Source organism: Bacteroides sp. NSJ-39, from assembly GCF_014287315.1.
Taxonomy (GTDB): domain Bacteria; phylum Bacteroidota; class Bacteroidia; order Bacteroidales; family Bacteroidaceae; genus Bacteroides; species Bacteroides finegoldii.
In genome coordinates, this window is sequence record NZ_JACOOB010000003.1 from 100,592 (window position 1) to 119,760 (window position 19,169).

Consider the following 19,169-nt stretch of genomic DNA (forward strand, 5'->3'; position numbering starts at 1 on the left):
TCGTAATAATTTATAGGATTAATAACCCGGATTATTAGGTAACAAGTTGGGACACAACTCCACATCATGTGTAGGTAGTGGCCACAAATATTCACGTTCGGGGAAGATACGTTTAGCACCCTGCGAACAATAACCGGCATTGAAGAGAGCCGAAAAGTCAGCCAGACCATCTTCGTCAATTTGCGGAGTCTTTCCCCAAAACCAAAGATTCTTATTCACAATATTATTCAATAACTCCGTCGGATCGATAAGCATAATATAGTTGTAACCGTTCAGTGCTTTTTCTGCCAACTTCCAACGCATCAAATCCTGCAAACGTTGATTTTCCATAGCAAACTCCATGCGACGTTCTATACGCAAAGCGCGTCGTAGTTCAGTCTGGTCGGTAGTAGTCACGGCTGGATAGCTATCAGTCGCTGTTACATTCACTCCATAAGCACGAGCACGTACCATATTAATAGCTTTCAACACACTGTCATCAATCCGGTTCAGTTCTATCATAGCCTCAGCATAAATCAACAGTACATCAGCATAACGCATTATAATGTAGTCTTGCTCTACCTTTTGGTCTACTGTCCAACTAGCATCAATGCCTTTCTTCCACAGCAAACCCGTATATGAGCTATATTGATTCACGATACGAGTATCTTGATTGCTTTGTTTCTTACCTGTAGTATAATTCATCACGGTTTTAGCTGCAGGACTAGGGTCATATTCAAAACCACAATGTTCAGTGTTGAACTCAACAATAGTCATTATACAACGTGGGTCTCGATTCTTAAATGGGTTGTGCGGATCAAACAATGGAGATTCGTCAATAGGAAGTCCGTCAGTACAGAGGTATGCAGCGAAAAGATCCCATGAAGGATTATACGATCCATATCCCCCAGCATTACGAGGAAGAGCGTTTTTCACAATCCAAGAGTCAAGTATCACACTGTTTTCAATAGAGCGTGGTATTACAAATACCTTTTCATCATTTAATTTGGTACTCTGCCTGAAAAGTTTGGCATAGTCGGGCTCCAATGAATAAAGTTCAAGATCCATACAGTCTTTAGCAGCTTTAGCAGCTATTTCATAATCCCCCATATAAAGGGCAAAACGTGCTTTCATAGCTAGTGCCGCACCTTTAGTGGCATGAATATTTTCGTCCTGTCCATAGCTTTCGGGCAGTCTAGCAACAGCTTTATCGAAATCAGCATATACCAAAGGAATTACTTCCGCTTTAGGTCTACGACCACGCTGCAAAGCTTCAGAAATAGTGATAGTCTCTTCCTGATAAGGCACATCACCATAGAAAAAAATCAAATCCGCGTATTTACAAGCACGGCAAAAATACGCTTCACCAGCATAGCGGTCGTAAACTTCCTGTGTTACATTATCCTTCGCCTTATGAATATTTTCAAGCATTGTGTTGGCACGAGCAATCAATTTAAATGATTGTTGCCACAAAGCATATACTTCATACTGCTGGCCATTCATAGTTCCATCAAGTATAGTTCCACCACTTCCCGGATTACGGTTCGTTTGACGATAGGTAGTGTTATCTGACCATTGTTCGGACGAATTAAGAGGTTCTTGCCAATAACCCAAAATGTAAAATTCATTAGATGCCAAGCGCAATTCTGTTTCGGTTGTATACCATGACTCGGTATTACCTTGCGATTTAGGAACCAGATCCATGCTCTCACAGGCTGCGAGCCCCAAACACATTCCAGCTAATAATAATATTCTTGTTTTCATATTCTACTCCTAATTTATTTAAAAGTTAACTTGCAAACCCATTACTAAAGAAGTTGTAATCGGATAAGATGAGGCACCCATTTCAGGGTCCCACCCATCAGGGAAATTACTCAAACAGAAAAGATCACTACCACTTATATAAAAGCGGACACGGTCTATACCCGCTTTTTGTGTCCATGTTTCAGGAAGAGTATAACCCAATGTGAGATTCTTCAAACGGAAATATGAGCCGTTAAACATCCAAAAGTTAGACGTAGCATAGTTATTACTTTTCGATACATTCGAAAGACGGGGATACCTAGCTGACAAATTCTCTTCTGCTGTATTAAAAGGACTCCAATATTTACCTTCGATAATAGACGGAACGCTCCCATAATTATCACGTAGTGGCTGCACCATGGCAGTAGAAAGATATGAATTTTGCTTGCCGATGCCTTGAAAAGCAATACTGAAGTCAATGCCTTTGTAAGAAGCATTGAATGTGCCACCATATTGGAAACGGGGCAACGAATTACCTAAAGGTACACGGTCATACTCAGGACTGATTATACCATCAGGTACGCCATCCGGACCGCTGATGTCTCGATACTTCAAATCACCTACCGTAACGGTTGTACTCGTACGGGCTGAGTTATTCACTTCCTCCTGGGTCTGATAAATGCCATCACATACATAACCATAATATTCATTGAAAAGAACGCCGGCGCGCTTAATTTTACCATTGCTGATTTGCTCACCATCATTCATATAATCAATCTTTGAAAGGAAATCCGAGAAATTTACATTCACTCCATATTGGAGGTCGCCTATCCGATCATTCCATGCCAGTTCAATATCATAACCATGAGTAGACATTTTACCCGCATTTGTATTAGGGTTATTGTATCCCATGAAGTAGGGGATCTCAATTTTCAGTAACATATCCTTAGTTTGTTTCCAATAATAGTCAAAGTGGAACTGCAAACGATTATTGAAGAAATTTGCATCCAAACCAAAGTCTGTGCTAGTAGTGGTTTCCCAAGTAATATCTTCTACAGCCAATATAGCGGGACGAGCTGTTTTATCAGAAACAACACTTCCGTCAGCCATATAAAATAACGAATTGCCAAAACTCATCAGAGCTATATAAGGAAAGTAATCGTCACCAATACGTTCATTACCCAGTATACCCCATGAGCCGCGCAACTTCAAGAATGAAAGCCAGTCCCAATTAAGACTTTTCATAAACTTCTCTTCACTCATTACCCAACCTGCCGAGAATGAAGGAAAGGTACCCCAACGATAACCTTTAGCAAAACGCGAACTACCATCGTGACGTATATTAGCCTGAAACAAGTAACGATCAGCATACGAATAGATAACACGACCGAAAACAGAATTTGAAGTATATTCAGAACCTTTACCGCTATTAGTCTGAAAGTCTTCTGAACCAATATTGAGATAAGGATAACCGGTAAGTTCGTATTTATCACGTGCTGCAGTCAGTTCTTCATCTTTCATATAGTAGTTCTCAAAACCCGCCATCACAGTGAGATCATGACTGCCGAACGTTCCCATGTAATTAGCAATAACCTGACTAGTGACATGATAATCATCCTTACGGGTTTCCGTAAGCGAATTGGTAGTCCAAGTGCTACCGGAGTCAAAATAACCGCCAAATGTTTCGGGATCATCCGCTAAAGTATATCCACACGAATTTTTAAATGCTTTTTTCTTTTGATAATTAATAAAAGGAGATACGATACCCGAGATACTTAACCCTTTGACAGGTTTGAAAGTGAGCGAACCTTTACCAGCCACCTGAGTACTGTGAGCAACTGAATTACCACCAGCCACAAGCAGTCCGTAGGGATTTGAACCACTCTTACCCGAAGCCAGACGACCATCGTCCCACGTAGCGGGATAGATGGCAGGCATCTTACGCATGGTATCGAAAGGATCATAATTTTTAGTACTACTCTTAGCATGACGGATATTTACGTCTATTTGAGCACTGAGTTTATCGTTGATATTAAAGTCGTTGTTCGAACGAAACATATAACGCTGAAATCCACGACCATCGTAAAGCCCGTCCACCTCATCATACGAAAGAGTAGCTACCGACTTTACCGTTTTGTTACCACCCGATACGGAAAGAGTGTGAGTCATGCGGGGAGCACTCGACTTCAAAATCAAATCAGTCCAGTCAGTAATAGGATAATTATTAGGATCGACAGCATTATACTTTACCCAATTCTTTGTCTGATCGGCCGTATATTCCTGAAAAAAGCCACCGGTAGGGTTATCGTTGTACTTCAATTCGTTACTCATTTCCAGGTAGCGGGTAACTCCTACCATACCGGGTTGTTTGGTAGGAATTTCCCAACCAAATTCGGCATTGTACTTCAGATTGATTTTACCACTATCGTTACCGCGCTTAGTGGTAACAAGGATAACGCCAGCAGCAGCTTTTGAACCATAAATACTAGCAGCCGCAGCATCTTTCAATACCGAAATACTCTCTACATCATTAGAATTCACATAGTCGAGCGAACTTTGCACACCGTCTACTATCACCAACGGACTCGATTCACCCATCGTAGTAATACCACGCACACGGATAGAGGCGGCACCCGAACCGGGAGCCGAACTATTACGTGTCACCATCACTCCCGAAAGTGATCCCTGCAAGGCATTGGAAAGCATGGCTGTACGTTTGTTTACTAACTCTTCCCCTTTCACAGCCGCCACCGCTCCAGTGAGGTCTTTCTTTTTCACAGCACCGTAACCGATAACCACCACTTCATTAAGTGTCTTACTAGCTTCTTCCATAACGACAGCATACATATTCTTGCTATCTATCCGTACTATTTTATCCATATAACCGACATAGCTGATGAGCAGTTCGCTACCTTCATGAACATCTATCTGAAATTTGCCATCAAGATCGGTGATGGTGGCCACATCACTACCCTTCACACGAACCGTAGCACCAATCATCGGAAGTTCAGTAACATCAACTACCTGCCCTGAAATATGCTTTGTTTTTTTTACCTTAGTAGTAGGCTTTGGGGAAGAATTAACAGTGATAGTTACCTGACGGTTCTGAATGTAATACTTCAAATTAGCCAGCCGACACACCTCCGCCAAGATGGTGTCAATTGACTTTCCTTGCAATTCAATATTTACCTTATATTCAAGACGCTCTTTGACCGATTGGTCATAAACAAAAACATATTTGCTATGCTTCTCGATATAGTCGAACACTTGTTTCACTGTCGAATTTTCAGCTTTAAGAATATATATTCCATTTAGCTTCTCGAATGAAACAGTCGACGCACTAGAATAGACGGGGACAGATAGCAGTCCTGCCAAACAGAAAGCCTTTGCAAAGCTTGCCACCTTAGTTACGATTGTTTTCCGATTCATAATATTAAGATTAATAATTAGTATTTATTGTATAATGATTTGCGATGAATGCACCGTGCACCAGTCACTTTCCGATTTCGAGCGTACCGACTTTACACCATCCATCGAAAAGAAGATTCTTGTCAACTGCCATCTTCAAACCCGGTTGGTATGCCTTGGTAGTATCAACCAGTCCAATGAGCCACGTATAACTTCCTTTTTGAAGACCCTCCAGACTGATATTTGTGGTGTAATGACCATCACAGCCCTGCACCCAGGCAGAGAGATCAGCCTCCTCTGCAATCTGCTTTTTCACAATGCTATGACCGGTATCCATCAAAGCGATACAGACTTTATATTTTCCTTTCCACTGAGGAATGTTGGTAGGACAGTATCCCCAACCCAAATTACGCCAATTGTGCTGCATACTCACCAGTTCACCTTGACGAGCCTTATTCACGAAACTCACCTTAGTAGGATAGAGACGATATCCTCCCTCACGTACGAAACGATTTACCAAATCGAAAGAAGTATTAAACCATGAAGCTACTTCATCTCCTGTACGAAGATCCATCATATTGACATGAGCATTACGGCTTTCTTCATACTCACCCAAACGCACATCTTCCGAATGCCCTTCGCGATACTTGCCGCTGGGATCAATCCAGTAACGATGGTGTGCTCCGGTAATCCATCCACCCTCCATAATAATGGGTAGACGATAGCGGTAAGCACGGGCAAAATCTTTCTCCCATTGTTCATAATAACCGGTCATGCCGAAAGCATCGTGACGGATGATATATCCTTTGGCTATAGCCCTTTCGAGTAACCGTTTGCTATCAGGGTGTGGTTTTGCCCAACTAATAGTATCCCCCACCAAGCGATGGTAGTTTATCACTAACGGTACACGTTTGAAAGCTTTTGTATAAACATCGGTAATCCATTCGAATACTTCTTCTTTTTTTGAATAATCATTATATTTCACACCGTGTGCTTCCCCCCATTTACCAAGACCATAGGCATCAATAAAATCCACTTTATCAGGGTCGTCAAAAGCAACGGCAAAGGCTTGAAGGAATTTTTCGTATTTCTGTTGGAATACGGCATCGTCGGGATAAGGCGACCATATTTGGGAATTATTAGGATCCTGAAAACCCTTCGCACCGGCTTCCTTTACATAAAGAGGTGTATTCTGTCCCTGGTCGCGGCTGTCTACATTAATACGGAAAGCCAAACGCATTCCACGTTCACGCACCGAAGCAAGCAATTTATAGATACGTGAGTCCGGATCGTTCCATACATACTTTCCCTCTTTACTTTCAAGCATATTCCAATTGATGCGAATATAACATGTACCGGCGTAATCGCTCACACGAACAGTGGAATCCCCACCATTTACGGGCATAGCATCATAGCGTTGGGTCTGCCAAAAGTTTTCATCCCATGCACGTCCCAAGTACATTACCCAACCCGTAAGGGGATTTTTGAGTACAGAAGTAGTATCAGGCTCAAAACATACTGTTTGTTCAGGCGCCTTCACTCCTTTAGTTATAGCTGCTTGTGTATGTATCGAAAACCATCCACAGAGTATCAGAGCTGCTATAAAAAGCATAAATGTACGTAACAAAGTGTATTTTTTCATATTCTTCAATGGTATTAAAAAGCATAGCTTCTCCTTACGAAAAAGCGTATAAACCTCCTCTCCTTGCTATAAAGGCATTATAAATTTTGATAATAAGTTCTTATGTAATTATTTCATTCAGTACAACTAACTACAAAAGCAGTTACTTCTTCACTAAGTAGATCGTATCACCATGAACTTTCATACGGGTTTGCGTCATGGTTTCAATGGTTTGCAAAACTTCTTTCACACGATTACCAAGTATCAGCTTGCCATAAAGTTTATTAACCGATATCTTATCATCAGGCAGAATCGTCACTCCATAATAATGACTGAGTCGTTGGGTGACAGACTCTACACTTTCACCGGTCAGGCTAATCATACCCTGCATCCAACAAGTATATTCGTCGGTATTTACTAACCGCTTTTCAGCGAAACCACCCTCCTGCAAATTCACCATTTCATTCGGTTTCATACGAACCCGATCATTGTTTGTCGTTTTTAGTTCTACCGAGCCTTGAACTAATACTACTTGCGAATCCGAAGTATCGTAGTTGTTCACATTAAATCTTGTTCCAAGTACTTTCACTCTGAAATTATCCGAATGAACCAAAAACGGATGCTCTGCATCATGTGCCACATCGAAGTAAGCCTCACCTTTCACATATACTTCACGGCAATCGCCATCAAAACGTTTGGGGTAGCGTACAATTGTCCGCGAGTTGGCTACGATTTTTGTACCATCGACCAACATCAGTGTCATCTTTTCTCCAACAGGCACTTCCACCTCTTCGTCATATGAGTCAGCCATCAATTCTGTAACTTCCATGCGGGACAAACCGCCCATCGCATCCTCTGTAATTATATATTTTATACCTATTAAAAAAAGCAGCGTAGCAGCTACTGAGCCAATATACATCAAAACGCGTCGCTGCCTAGATTTACGTTCATGTTGATGCATTTTCAAAAAAGCTTTTTTCTTAATGCCGGAGATATCTATCTCGGCCGGGGTACTGTGTTCTATAAATGACTTCAACTTGATGTCACCCTGTAAATCCCCATATGTATAATCATTAATATCTTTATCCATCTTCAAATCTTTTTATCCTTTCAATATCTCTTTCCTTTTTATAATCTTCTCATGAGAAGTTCCCTTCTATTTATAAAGACGCAAATGTTAGATTTATCTATAGGTTGAAATTCTATTTTTTTCTTTTAGTGCTTTCTTTTTCTAAATCACCCGTCCACAAGTCTCTTTCTCAAAGCATTCATAGCATATCCTATATGATAATTCACCGTAGGTAGCGAGATTTGCAACATACGCGCAATTTCCGCATAAGGCATTTGTTCCAGTTTAGCCAAAAAGAATACATGCTTGCACTTGGGCGGCAAACTATTGATCGCTTCATTCAAGCATTGGAGTTCTTCGCGCGAAAGCATATCATCCATTGGAGTTTGCATATCAGGAAAAGAGAAATCTTGAAGCTCCTCAAAAGATATCTCTTGATTACCCTTTGCCTCCTTGCGCAAATAAGAGATTGACTTACGATATACAATCGTATTCAGCCAACTCAATATACTGGCTATTTCTAAAAGCGTCTTACGTAGTTTCCACACTTCAAAGAAAACATCGCCTACCACTTCTTCAGCCATTTCCTTATTACTAAGGATACCAAAGGCGTGGTAGTATAACTTCTTTGAATATCGGTTCATGAAACTATTAAAAGCTAGCTCATCCCCTTTGGAAATCAACAAAAGTTCTCTTTCCAAGTCTTCCATTTAATTAGATTACTATTTTATATATTTATAGGCGCAGAATTCTTGTATATCATATAGGTAGAGCTATATAATATTAACGTTCTTTATCAATAATAGAAGAAGCCATATCATTGCTTTGAAACGAAGCTTGATATAGCCCTTCTATACTCAACAGTTACAATCGGAACTGTATAAAGCAGATATTCTATTTTTGGCCTCCCTCTCTATCTCTCTATATATAAGGGAACAGATTATCTCACCATTTTGTAAATTTCATTGCCCGCCATCAAAAAAGCACCAACTCCATAAACCTCCGTCATGTCACGAGTCACTTTCTTCGGGTCAGCACCGATTTGCTGCACATAACCCAATTTCCCATTCGGTTCCACAGCCGAGACTAATGCCTTCCAACCTTTTACCAACACTGGAAGATAGGTTTCCTTATTCAATAAACCTTCGTTTATTCCATAAGCAATGGAATAGACAATGAAAGTAGTACAACTTGTTTCTGGTGATGGATAAGAGGCAGGATCCAAGAGACTGGCATGCCAGAAACCGTCCGGATGCTGCAATCCGGCAACACGGGTAGCCAGTTTTACAAACAATTCCGTATAGAATTTGCGGTTCTTATCTTTCTTGGGCAGTTCCTTTAATATTTCAACCAGACCACCAAGCACCCAACCGTTGCCACGTCCCCAAAAGACTTTCTTGCCATTGGCTTCGCGCTTATCAAAATAACGCCAGTCACGGTAGAACAAATTTTCTTCTTTATCGAACAAGTAATCATAAGTCGCTTTATACTCACGATTCATAAATTTGATATACTTTTTCTCTCCGGTCAGCATATACAATTTGGCATATACAGGGGGAGCCATAAAGAGAGCGTCACACCAAGTCCAACGTTCCAAGGTCTTTAAGTCTCCCTCCACCAGCTTGAAACTGCCTTCAGAGGGATGATTGACAATCCATTCCGTACGGGCGAGCGTAGGGATAATCATCGCTTCATCTTTGTACTTGCGGTATAAATCCAAAAAGGACTGTGAAACAGCGATGTCATCAGCATGATAAAACCGTTTGTCCGGCTGCCAACAATTCCGCTGCCCGATACGAGTCAGCCACTTATAATATGTATCATCATTGTCTTCTTTTTCAGCTAATTCCGCCCAATCCACCATGCCGACATAAAGAGCGCCTTGCGGCCAGTTCAAGTCGTCATGTTCAGGAGCGGGGTGTGGATTGGCAATCTGCCAATCCGCCACCTTTCGCATGATAGACTTAATTTCTGCTTTTTGAAAAGGAACTTCTGTTGCTTGTATAAAAGTTACACATAACAGAAACACTCCTAGTAAAAGTATTTTCTTCATTATATATTCATTTATTGATCACTAGGCAATTCAAATCAACTGTATTTTTCTTAACCGGTTGACAACCGAGCCTGTAAAAGATTCAAATTAATCCGTTAATTCTATCTTCACTTTCTGGTCTTTTACCTGAATATAGTACTCTCCAGCTTCCAGAAAACGTTTTCCATTTCCGTCTACAAAACCCAAATCACGTTCCAAATCTATGTCGAAACGGAAGATTTTCGTTTCTCCGGCTTTGATAGATTGTTTTTCAAAATACTTCAACTCTTTTACAGGACGTGTAATTGAGCAATATGGATCGGAGATGAACCAATGTACCGTTTCCAAACCATCACGTTTCCCCGTATTAGTAACAGTCACCTCGGCCGACAATTTCTCGCCGCGCTTTACTTTAGAAGCGGAAAGAGTAACAACGCCATACTTGAATTCAGTATAGCTCAGACCGTGCCCGAAAGGATACAAAGGATCACTTGTTATATCTTTATAGAATCCTTGATGACCACGTCCGCTTTTACGACGATTATAATAGATAGGAATCTGCCCATTTGAATAAGGGAAAGTCATAGCCAGTTTACCGGAAGGATTGATACGTCCAGACAATATTCCAGCCATTGGAAGCGCACCATTCACACCCGGCTGCCAAATTTCCAATATAGCATCCGAAATCGGTTCCAACCGGTTCAATTCCAACGGGCGTCCATTCACCAATACTAGCACGATAGGTTTGCCGACTTTCTTCAGCTCTTTTGCCAGTTCTTCCTGAATTTGGGGCAATGCAATAGAGGAACGAGAAGCATTCTCACCACTCCAAGTCATCATTTCGCCCAGACAAAGAACAACGACATCAGACCAACGGGCCGCTTCTAATGCTTCTTCAAAACCTTTTCGATTATCCCCTTGTGTTCTACAACCTAACGCATAACGCAGTTCAGCTTTTCCCACAAACTCGGTTGCCAGTCCGTTATAGAGCATTGCTACATCCGTATCTTTCCCATGTCCACACCAGGAACCTAACAAGTCCCATCCATTTTTTGCCATGGGTCCTACTACGGCAATCTTCTTTTTATCTGTCAGTGGTAATATCTGATTCTCATTTTTCAATAATACCATGGATTCAGCCGCAAGCTGGGCGGCAATATCCATGCTTTGCGGACGGAAAAAACGTTCTTTCTCACTTGTAACCGGAGTATAGGGACGTTCAAACAAACCTAAACGGAATTTCACTCGCAAAACACGGCGGACTGATTCATCCACTTGAGCCATCATTATTTTTCCTTCTTCAACTAACTCTTTCATATGGCGGTCGTAAGCATGAGACATCATATCCATCTCAAGACCTGCATTGAAGGCATACACTGCTGCCTCTTTTTTATTAGCTGCCAGTCCCTGATTTTTCAGTTGCTCGATTGCTCCCCAATCGGAAACGATAAAGCCATCGTGTCCCCAACGTTCTTTCAGAATTTCCGTCATCGTATAGTGATTGGCAGATCCAGGGATACCACTGATATCATTAAAAGAACTCATCAGAGTCGCTGCACCCGCTTTCACGCCCATTTCATAAGGGAGCAGATAAGTATCCCAAAGAGTTTGTCTAGAGATCTCGGTATAAACATAATCACGTCCGGCTTCGGAAGCGCCATAACCGATATAATGTTTCAAACAAGCCGCTATACGGTCTTCGGCAGACATATCATCTCCTTGATAACCACGCACCGATGCAGCAGCAAATACCCCATTCGTATACGGGTCTTCACCGTATCCTTCGGCAACACGTCCCCAGCGGGGATCGCGCGCTACGTCAATCATCGGTGAAAATGTCCAGTCCACCCCCGACATACGGGCTTCTTGCGCAGTAACTGCACACGCTTTTTCTACCAGTTCAGGATTCCAAGAGCAAGCCTGTCCCAGAGAAATAGGATACACAGTACGAAATCCGTGAATGGCATCGTAACCAAAAATAATAGGAATGCCCAAACGAGATTCTTCCATAGCCTTCTTTTGCACATTATTACGCAAAGTAGGATTGGTATCGTAATAAATCAACGAACCAATTTCCGCCGGAACTTTTTTAACCTCTTCTCCTATATTATTCACATTGTTATTCCGCCCCATGGTATATTGATTCAGTTGCAGAATTTTCTCTTCCAAAGTCATGCGTGACAACAAATCATCAACCCGTTTTTCAATCGGTACTTTGGCATCCTTATACAAAGGAATACTTTTTTTATCTTTTGCCGAAAGGGCATATGTTACTTCCAACAAGCATAAACCGAAAATTAATACTTTTCTTTTCATTATGGTTTCATCGATTAGTTATCATTTTTATTTTTCAATTGATTTTAAACTTATCGTACGGAAACCTCAAATAACTTCAACCATCCAGCAGATGTTACATTATTTTTCACAGCAAGACGAATTCCAATTTCATTCTGTTTAGTTGTGTCAACAATACCAACAGCCCACATGTATTTACCAGCCCTCACACCTTTAATCTGAGTTGTAAACATATAGGATTTAGCCGTACCTTTCACCCAATCACAAGCTTCCGGTTCTCCATCAACAAATACATACTCTGGTTTATCATCCTTAACATCCAATAAAGCAAAAGCTACTTTATATTTATTCTTCCACTGGGGAATATTCGTTGGACAATATCCCCAACCAGAATTATTCCAACGATGTGCTATTTCAATCTGCTTACCATTAGAAACGGTTGTAGGTAAAGAAATCCTATCAGGAAACAAACGGTAGCTTCCTTCTGTACTAAACTGTTTAACCAAATGGAAAGCTTCATTAAACCATGAATAAGTTTCTCCATTATACAAGTCCGAATTATAACGTAAATCCATCATATTAACACATGCAATTTTAGCCTCATCAAACTCACCTTGACGTACTTCTGCATAATTGGCATATCCATCTCCCTGAATCGAGTTTCCGTGAGAATTTTTCACCCAGCCGCCTTCCATTACTACAGGAACGAGATACTTCCACTTGGCTATAAAATTGCGTTCCCAAGTAGAATAATAAGTTTTCATACCAAACGCATCGTGACGTAATGAATATCCTTTAGCTACTGCTTTTCCTATTAATCTTTCAGTATCTTTATCATAGTTATTGCCGTCCCATTCTTTACTTGTACCTATCCAACGATGATAATTTACAAACACAGGAACTTTATCAAATACTTGAGAATATAAATCTGTCACCCAATCGAAAACAGCCTCACGAGTCGGCAGCTCCGGTTTTCCCAACTCACGCACCTGATAGTACCATACACTATGATACTCTCCCCATTTTCCAAATCCTGAACCACTTACAAACTGTACTTTGTCGGGATCATTAAAATCCTTAGCCAAAGCCCTGATAAATTTCTCATAATATTTCTGGAAAATAGGATCATCCGGATAGGGAGACCATACTTTTACTGAACCTGTTTGTGTCTCATATCCTTTCGCGCCAGCCTCTTTTACAAAATTCGGAGTAAAATTATAGTGCTTATCACGGCTATCCACCACAAAAGTAAAGGCCAATTTCATATTTCTTTGCTTAGCTCCCTCTATCAACATCTTCAGTCGCTTAGCCGAAGGGGTATCACAATCGGAGTTCCATGCATATTTTCCTTCTTCAGGATTAAAATCAGCCCAGGCACCACGAAGGTATAAGGTATTTGCATAATCAGAGACCTTTACGGTGCCTTCCGATGACGGAAAATTATCATAATCCTGCCAGAATGTGGAAGATAAACCATCACCAATACCCGCATATAATACCCATCCGGAAAGAGGATTATGCAAAATGATATTTCGATTCTGCTTTACCGTGACAATGCTGTTTCCAGGAATAGAAGTATCTTCTACCAAACCATCATTACCATTATCACCTCCTTCTTCATCATTATCACTGCCGCAAGCGACTAATGATATAGCCATAGAAAAAATAAGCCCACAACTTATTTTTCTCAAACTGCACATATTTTGAAAATTAATCTTCATACCTATAGCTCTTATTTTTTTATACTTACTTTCGACAATTTTAACCAGCCCGAATCCAATATATCCCCTTTGGCGGCAATATCCAGCCCTATGAGATCTTTATTACTCCGGTCAACCAAGCCCACAGCCCAAACATAAATACCCGTTTCAACTTTGGACATATCCGGCTCAAATACATATTCAGCGGGACTTCCTTTTATCCACTTCGATAAATCAGTATTCGTATCCACAAATGTATATCGCACCTCATTCGTTTCAGAATCGAGCAAAGCGAAAGCTACTTTATATTTTTGGTTCCATTGCGGAATATTAGTAGGACAGTACCCCCATCCCAAATTGTTCCAGCAATGTTTAATAGTCGGAGTTGTTTTTTTAGAGACTTCTAGCGGCAAAGAGATTTCACTGGGATAGAGCCTATACCCCCCTTCCCGAAGGAATCGGCGTACTAAATCAAAAGCATCTTTAAACCAGGACTCTGTATCACCAAAACGGAAATCCATCATATTGACATGTGCCTCTTTGCTGTCATCAAACTCACCGCGTCTTACGTCCTCGTGTGAATCCTTGCGATATCCTCTAGGATCCTGCCAATAACTATGTGATTTGACAATCCAGCCACCTTCCATAATAATGGGGCAGATATTACGATATTTTTTTGCGAACCTACGCTCCCAACTGCCATAATAGGTTGTCATGCCAAATGCATCATGACGCAATGAATATCCTTTCTTGATTGCTTCTTCCAACATTTCTTCACTGTCAGCAGCAAAATGTTCATCATCTACCCAATCTTTTCCCGCACCAATCCATCTATGGTAGTTAATTACTACTGGAACTTTATCAAAAGCTTGAGAATATATATCTGTCACCCAATCGAAAACTGCTTTCTTTGGAGTATCATCACCTGTTGAATAAATCATTGTATGATATTCTCCCCATTTCCCAAGTCCGAATCCATCTATAAATTCAACTTTCGAAGGATCGTTGAAATCTTTAGCCAGGGCCTTCACAAATTTAGTATAGTACTTCTGAAAAACTGAATCGTCAGAATAAGGTGACCATTTACCTTTATTCATAAATCCTTTTGCACCGGCATCTTTTACAAATTGAGGAGTAAATTCTGTTCTCTTATCACGACTGTCAACTACAACACGAAATGCCAAACGCATATTCCGCTGATAAGCTCCTTCAATATATGCTCTTAAATTAGAATCAAATTTCCAACCATATACATCTTCCTGTGGATTAAAATCTGTCCAACTAGCGCGAATATAAAGCGTATGAGCATAATCTGTCACACTAACATTGTGTCCTAATTCAGGAATATACATATGGTCATACTGTGCCCAAAAATCCGCAGCATCCACTCCCATACTTGCATAGAGCACCCATCCTGTAAGCGGGTTATGAAGAATACGCAAAGAATCAGGCTGAATCGTAACTATGTTATTCTCCGGTAGTTCCTTATCAAATGAAACGGCTGAATTCTCGTCTCCGAAAACAGGAGATAAAAGGAACATAAACAGACAAAGAGACACAATTACTCTATAATAACTAATCTTTCTTATAACCATACTACTAATTGTTTTTTAAAGAGTGCTATATCATTGTTCTCTTTATTCATATAAAAATCACGAGATTGATATAGCACTCTTAATTTTATCCTGCTTGATTATCTCTTATCAAAGAAGACTGTCAGTTCTTTAATATCTAATTCTATGTAATTAACTCCTACAGGTACACTAAAGAAGGCATAGCGGTTGTGAGATTGCCCTCCGACTACAGTCTGTTTCTGATTGTAGTCACTCTCTGCAATATCAAGGCAACCGTCATAAGATCCTCTGATGGCATCTGCTGTTGAGCCAAAGGTATAGCAACCTGCACTTTGCGGTCCGACTTTAAAGTTCAATCCACCCGGATGTGCATTTCCATCTTTGTCTTTAATGGAATTCTTTCTGGGTAACTCCGCTCCTTTGTATATAAACAAATAAGGATTTGCCAAACTAGGTGTCATAGAATGAGCCATAGTGAATCCTGTATCACCAGTGCCATCTTTAGCCCATCCATCGTATGGTCCCCAAATAAAGACTCTTTCAATAGTGGTAGTCACCGTATTATTGTTCCATGTCCACGAAACAACCATTGGTTTAGGATCTGTTTCGGGGGAGTAAATCGTAACCTTTTTAGTATTTATGTTAATCACAATACGATAGACACCCGCAATCTTAATATTCCAATGATAACCAAGCGCAGCTGTTTCCGGACTCATTGTCGAGATATTCATTGCTGTACCATCTGTAAAATCGCCTGATTCTTCCGGAGCAATAGCCATATCTTTCTGTCCATTAAACAAGATCGGGAAATAAATAGTACCTGGTTGCAGTTCTGCATGGAACGCATATTGATTTTCATCTTCTATCGTGCGAGTCATCTCTACATCTGCGCTAACACAAGTTCCGGCAATATAGATTTTATCAGCTTCTATAAAATTACTAGCCAAACCTATAGTAACGGTACGTGTTTCAAAATCTACCACTACACGATACCGCCCATCTTCAGGAATCACCCAATATCCAGCATTATCTATCCCCTTAATTTTAGCTTCCATTGCTCCATCAGTAATCTGTTGTTCTGCAGCAACTGGTGAGATGGCATTAATCTTATTTTCATCTTTCCAAACAATCGGGAAGTGAAGATTACCTGCCTTCAAGTCACAAATGGAAACATAACGCTTCGGCTGACTTTCCATTGGCAAGATTTCAAGATCTTCACCATCAACAGCTGTGCCTGACATATAAAGATGGTCTGCTACAAAAGTCTTTTCAGAATACATCTTTACTTTTATAGTAACTGTAGAAACTTCCGGTTTTACAAACTTAGGCCCTTCTACAGAACCGATAATACGGGCTTGTAACTTTACTAAATCACCAGGCTGCTGCTTCCACTTTGACACCAATAAACTCTGCAATTCTTTATGAGTATAACTTTTAGAAAAATCATCATCAATATACTCCCTTATCATTGTGTTTGTTCCAAAACTGTTATTTTCCAGATCCATTTTATAAAGATAGGAAATATAATAGTCAGAGCCTATTGGGTCAGCTTCCGTCCAGTTTAACGTCAATGCAACCTCATCTGGGGTATCTTCCTTGAGTTCTATTTCATAATCAGAAGGAGTAAGAACTAAACTTGTACGATTGTCGAGCGAATTAGTAGCATCGTCATCATCATTGCATGCTACTATGAAACACGAAGCGAGTGTCAGGAAGAAGAACCGTAAAAGGTTCTTCTTAAATATATATCCGTTTTTCATATCTATATTCAATGTATTAATATTATAACTATTTATTGGTTCCCGACGGTCCAGTCAGGAGTTTGTACCAAATTCCAATTCTTATCAATATCGTCCTGTGGAATAGGCCACCAATAGCTTATAAATTTACGTGTCTGATATACTGTACGAGTATAATATTTATTTCTATAGTCCGCATCGGATACTTTAATATAAGCATTCATGCCATAAAAATCACCATCCAATACTTTCTCGGCTAATTTCCAGCGACGCAGATCATTAAAACGAAGTCCAGATTCACAATTCAATTCCACACGCCTTTCTTGACGAATTAACTCGCGCATTTCTACAGGATCTGATGGGGCTGTTATCTTGCCTTCTTCAGCTGAAACACTATATTCGGGAATACCCGCACGCTCACGAATCAAATTGACATATTTCAAAATCTCATTTTGATTAGCAGTATAAGTCCCCTTCTCAATGCTATATTCATTCAACGCCTCAGCATAACTTAAATAGATTTCTGCCAAACGACATAGTGCACCATGACGATTTTTATAATCTCCACTGCCTTCTTTGGGATTTGCAGATGGATCTACCCTCTTACGTACCAGATAGCCACTCCATGGGGCATCATGAGAAGGGCCACCGTCTTTACCATCCATATAAAAATCAGTATTTCTCTTACCTCCAATATGCCATTGTTCATTATGCAATACTGAAATATAAAAGCGAGGCTCCCGGCCACAATACATTTTATATGTATTAGCATCTACAACTACATTCTCATCTTTATTACGGTCTCCTTCGGAAGACCCATACTCCCATTTTGTAGAATAGGTTTCTTTTTGTGTACTAAAGCCTGTCTCTGAATAATCAGCATCAGGATTAATTTTAGGAGAACCATCCGAATTATAACCTAAAATAGGTCTCTGCCCGTTTCTCATAAAAAAAGCATCAACCAAAGATTGGGTTATTCCGATCGCTCCCACTCCATTAATACCCAAACCTCGTGGGATACAGTTCTTATCATACCATCCACCGGAATCCATTGTACGAACAAACAATAACTCTCTGTTGGCTTCGTTCCATCTCTTCATCACTGCATTCTGATAAGAAAGGAAAGGATCAATATCACCATTATCCAAATATTCATAATGCAAATGATAGCCAGCGGCTTCCGCCTCATCGATAACCAGTTTACAAGCATCTACTGCCCTTTTCCATCGTTCCGGATCATGTACAGAATTAAAGATAGGGGTTCCATCAATGTTTTTTATATTCGCCAATGCAGGATTACCATTCACCAAGTCACTGGCAGCAAATAATAACATACGCGCACGCATTGCCAAGCATCCGACAGAAGTTACACGACCATATTTCTTATCTTCAGTTTGAGTGGCGGGTAATTGTTTTGAAGCTTCTAACATTTCCTGATCTGCCCAATCAATTACATCATAAAAAGGCTCTTGTTTCAACATCAAATCATCAGCCGAAGTACTCTCACTAGCCTCGCGAATAATAGGGACTGCACCATAAGCTATAGCCATCATTGAATTATAATAAGCTATAAAGAAACGACATTCTGCTTTCATAAAGTCTACTTCTTCAGCCGGTACAGCCTCTAGTGGATGAGCATGTTTAATAAACAAATAAGCAGAGCGGATATATTTTGGATAATTATTCCAATAAGTAATTACTCCAGGACTGTCTGCCGTCCAGTTACCTTTTTGATACTGAATGGCTTTAAATCCTTGTGCTTCCCAACCAACCGAAGGAATCAATTCATCAGCTATGGCATCTGGACCATCATAGGTATAATATTCTGGTAGGCCGCGATAAATATATGCCAGCCAACGTTCCATATTCTTTTTATTCTCAAATACTGATTCTAAGTCCAACTGATCGTCAGGTTGCTTATCCAAATAATCAGAACAAGAAGAAAAGACAAATATTGTAATAATACTTAATGCTATAAATTTTAATATGCTATTTTTCATATGCGCTAC

11 protein-coding genes are annotated in these 19,169 nt (G+C 40.3%); all 11 read right to left on the minus strand.

Translation table 11 applies throughout. From position 1 onward, the window contains the following. Window positions 1–18 precede the first annotated feature (18 nt). Complete coding sequence (locus H8S63_RS04980; RefSeq protein ID WP_186925908.1) at window positions 19–1,743, minus strand: RagB/SusD family nutrient uptake outer membrane protein; 1,725 nt, start codon at window positions 1,741–1,743, stop codon at window positions 19–21. A gap of 18 nt (window positions 1,744–1,761) precedes the next feature. Beyond that, the gene (locus H8S63_RS04985) at window positions 1,762–5,151 is read right to left on the minus strand and encodes a TonB-dependent receptor (RefSeq protein WP_186925909.1); all 3,390 of its coding nucleotides are present in this window, start codon (window positions 5,149–5,151) and stop codon (window positions 1,762–1,764) included. Window positions 5,152–5,215: 64 nt separating this feature from the next. After that, window positions 5,216–6,772, minus strand: coding sequence for a DUF4832 domain-containing protein (locus H8S63_RS04990; protein WP_007747789.1), 1,557 nt, complete (start codon window positions 6,770–6,772; stop codon window positions 5,216–5,218). Between the two features lie 142 nt (window positions 6,773–6,914). Beyond that, window positions 6,915–7,841, minus strand: a complete 927-nt coding sequence (locus tag H8S63_RS04995; RefSeq protein ID WP_007747787.1) for a FecR family protein — start codon at window positions 7,839–7,841, stop codon at window positions 6,915–6,917. 146 nt (window positions 7,842–7,987) lie between these two features. Next, entirely contained in the window at window positions 7,988–8,530 is a 543-nt protein-coding gene (locus H8S63_RS05000; RefSeq protein ID WP_007747785.1) for an RNA polymerase sigma factor, read from the minus strand. A 230-nt stretch (window positions 8,531–8,760) separates the two neighbouring features. Continuing rightward, on the minus strand, window positions 8,761–9,873 hold the full coding sequence (locus H8S63_RS05005) for a glycoside hydrolase family 105 protein (RefSeq protein ID WP_186925910.1): 1,113 nt from the start codon (window positions 9,871–9,873) through the stop codon (window positions 8,761–8,763). Between the two features lie 87 nt (window positions 9,874–9,960). Then, on the minus strand, window positions 9,961–12,168 hold the full coding sequence (locus H8S63_RS05010; protein ID WP_186925911.1) for a glycoside hydrolase family 3 N-terminal domain-containing protein: 2,208 nt from the start codon (window positions 12,166–12,168) through the stop codon (window positions 9,961–9,963). Between the two features lie 50 nt (window positions 12,169–12,218). After that, the gene (locus tag H8S63_RS05015) at window positions 12,219–13,868 is read right to left on the minus strand and encodes a DUF4832 domain-containing protein (protein ID WP_186925912.1); all 1,650 of its coding nucleotides are present in this window, start codon (window positions 13,866–13,868) and stop codon (window positions 12,219–12,221) included. 11 nt (window positions 13,869–13,879) lie between these two features. Next, window positions 13,880–15,442, minus strand: a complete 1,563-nt coding sequence (locus H8S63_RS05020) for a DUF4832 domain-containing protein (protein WP_186925913.1) — start codon at window positions 15,440–15,442, stop codon at window positions 13,880–13,882. A 98-nt stretch (window positions 15,443–15,540) separates the two neighbouring features. Continuing rightward, entirely contained in the window at window positions 15,541–17,181 is a 1,641-nt protein-coding gene (locus tag H8S63_RS05025; protein ID WP_186925914.1) for a SusE domain-containing protein, read from the minus strand. Between the two features lie 32 nt (window positions 17,182–17,213). Continuing rightward, window positions 17,214–19,160 carry a RagB/SusD family nutrient uptake outer membrane protein gene (locus tag H8S63_RS05030; RefSeq protein WP_186925915.1) on the minus strand — a complete coding sequence of 649 codons (1,947 nt, stop codon included), beginning with the start codon at window positions 19,158–19,160 and terminating at the stop codon, window positions 17,214–17,216. Between the last annotated feature and the right edge of the window lie 9 nt (window positions 19,161–19,169).

What these genes read in the sequence shown, in the direction of transcription:
- H8S63_RS05030 (WP_186925915.1), bottom strand. Translation starts at nt 19,160, where the DNA reads ATGAAAAATAGCATATTAAAATTTATAGCATTAAGTATTATTACAATA.
- H8S63_RS05000 (WP_007747785.1), bottom strand. Translation starts at nt 8,530, where the DNA reads ATGGAAGACTTGGAAAGAGAACTTTTGTTGATTTCCAAAGGGGATGAG.
- H8S63_RS05010 (WP_186925911.1), bottom strand. Translation starts at nt 12,168, where the DNA reads ATGAAAAGAAAAGTATTAATTTTCGGTTTATGCTTGTTGGAAGTAACA.
- H8S63_RS05005 (WP_186925910.1), bottom strand. Translation starts at nt 9,873, where the DNA reads ATGAAGAAAATACTTTTACTAGGAGTGTTTCTGTTATGTGTAACTTTT.
- H8S63_RS04995 (WP_007747787.1), bottom strand. Translation starts at nt 7,841, where the DNA reads ATGGATAAAGATATTAATGATTATACATATGGGGATTTACAGGGTGAC.
- H8S63_RS05015 (WP_186925912.1), bottom strand. Translation starts at nt 13,868, where the DNA reads ATGAAGATTAATTTTCAAAATATGTGCAGTTTGAGAAAAATAAGTTGT.
- H8S63_RS04990 (WP_007747789.1), bottom strand. Translation starts at nt 6,772, where the DNA reads ATGAAAAAATACACTTTGTTACGTACATTTATGCTTTTTATAGCAGCT.
- H8S63_RS04980 (WP_186925908.1), bottom strand. Translation starts at nt 1,743, where the DNA reads ATGAAAACAAGAATATTATTATTAGCTGGAATGTGTTTGGGGCTCGCA.
- H8S63_RS05020 (WP_186925913.1), bottom strand. Translation starts at nt 15,442, where the DNA reads ATGGTTATAAGAAAGATTAGTTATTATAGAGTAATTGTGTCTCTTTGT.
- H8S63_RS04985 (WP_186925909.1), bottom strand. Translation starts at nt 5,151, where the DNA reads ATGAATCGGAAAACAATCGTAACTAAGGTGGCAAGCTTTGCAAAGGCT.
- H8S63_RS05025 (WP_186925914.1), bottom strand. Translation starts at nt 17,181, where the DNA reads ATGAAAAACGGATATATATTTAAGAAGAACCTTTTACGGTTCTTCTTC.